This window comes from Bradyrhizobium sp. P2_E8 (genome assembly GCF_056403875.1).
Window position 1 is genome coordinate 1 of the sequence record NZ_JBFUES010001294.1, and the last position, 1,756, is coordinate 1,756.

Annotated in this window: 2 protein-coding genes; one reads left to right on the plus strand and one right to left on the minus strand. The window is 66.9% G+C overall.

Translation table 11 applies throughout. The annotated features are described in order from the left end of the window. The coding region (locus AC1D00_RS39705; RefSeq protein ID WP_477014449.1) for a methyl-accepting chemotaxis protein at nt 1–1,070 on the plus strand (1,070 nt) is incomplete at its 5' end. A gap of 175 nt (nt 1,071–1,245) precedes the next feature. Here AC1D00_RS39705 and AC1D00_RS39710 read toward each other — a convergent pair. Beyond that, nucleotides 1,246–1,756 (minus strand): TetR/AcrR family transcriptional regulator (locus AC1D00_RS39710; RefSeq protein ID WP_477014450.1); only part of this gene is annotated, 511 nt, incomplete at its 5' end.

Consider the following 1,756-nt stretch of genomic DNA (forward strand, 5'->3'; position numbering starts at 1 on the left):
GCTATCTCATCGCCCGCAGCATCTCGCGCCCGATCCTGTTGATCACCAACGTGATGCGCGAGCTCGCGGACGGACGTCTCGACGTCACTGTACCCACCAGCAAGTCGAATGACGAGGTGGGCGCGATGGTGAAGGCGGTCGCGGTGTTCCGCGACAATGCGGTGAATTTCGGCAAGCTCCAGGCCGAGCAGCTCGAGGCCAAGGCGCAGTCCGAAGCGGAGAAGCGGCGCGCCTTCGCCGCGCTTGCCGACAATTTCGAGGCCAGCATCCGCGAGGTCGTCACCACGGTGTCCGCGGCCGCGGTCGAGATGGAGCACACGGCGCGCTCGATGTCCGATATCGTCGAGCAGTCGCGCGAGCAGACCCGCACGGTGTCGTCGGCCTCGGCGCTGGCCTCGGAGAACGTGCAGACGGTCGCGGCCGCGGCGGAGGAATTGTCCTCGTCGATGACCGAAATCAGCCGGCGCCTTGCGCACGCGACCGAAGTGGTCGGCAAGGCCGCGAGCGACGGACGGCAGTCGAATGCGCGCGTGCAGAGCCTGGCGGATGCCGCGCAGAAGATCGGCGACGTCGTCGCCTTCATCAATGGCATTGCAGGCCAGACCAATCTGCTGGCGCTCAATGCAACGATCGAAGCGGCGCGCGCGGGCGAAGCCGGGCGCGGCTTTGCCGTGGTCGCCTCTGAAGTGAAGGCGCTGGCGACCCAGACCGCGAAGGCAACCGAAGAGATCGGCGCGCAGGTCACAGCGGTGCAGGGCGAGACGACCGGCGCGGTCGACGGCATCCAGTCGATCTGCGCGACGATCCAGCAGGTCGACGAAATTTCGGCTGCGATCGCCGCCGCCGTCGGGCAGCAAGGCACCGCGACGCAGGAGATCGCGCAGAACGTCCAGCAGGCCGCCGCCCGCACCGGCGAGGTCTCGCAGAACATCTCCGGCGTCACCGCCGGCATCGCCGCGACCGGCACGGCAGCCGAGGAAGTGCTGGGCTCCGCGATCGAGCTATCGAAGCAGTCGCAACGTCTGCGCGACGAGGTCGATCGCTTCCTGGCGCATATTCGCGCGGCGTAGTCGGGCGAAGGATCGCGCTACATTCTCGCTGTCGTCCCCGCGAAGGCGGGGACCCATAACCCCAGGGAGAAGTTGCGGCGCGAGACTGATAACTCCGAGTCTTCGCTAAACCACTCCCTGTGGTTATGGATCCCGGATCGGCGCTCCGCTTCGCTGCGCTTGTCCGGGACGACAGCTAGGGCTTGACCCCCAACATCACATCAATCGCACCCTTCACGATCGCTTCCAGATCTTTCCGTGAGACGCGGGCGCGCGAGCGGATGGCGATCGAGTGCACTGTCGCTGATGCGAGCTGGGCCAGCACGGCCGGGTCCGCGCTCTCCGGCAGTTCGCCCTTCTCCCTGGCGCGGCGGAAGCAACTCGCAAACGCCTTGTCGAGCTCGGCGAGACCGTCGAGCACCATGGCGCGGATGTCGGGATCACCGACAGCCTCGGACGCCGCCGTCACCACGGTGAAGCAGCCGCGCGGGCCCGTCTCGCCGGAGAGATAGATATTCAGCGCGGAGGCGAAGATGCGCTCCAGGCGCTGGCGCAGCGGCATCTCGTCGCGAAAGATCGCAGCCATGGATGCCCGCGCTTCCTCGCGGTAGCGCTGGTAGCTCTTGATGTAGAGCTCGCGCTTGTCGCCGAAGGCCCCGTAGAGACTCGGGCGGTTCATGCCGGTGGCTTCGCTCAGATCGTCGAGC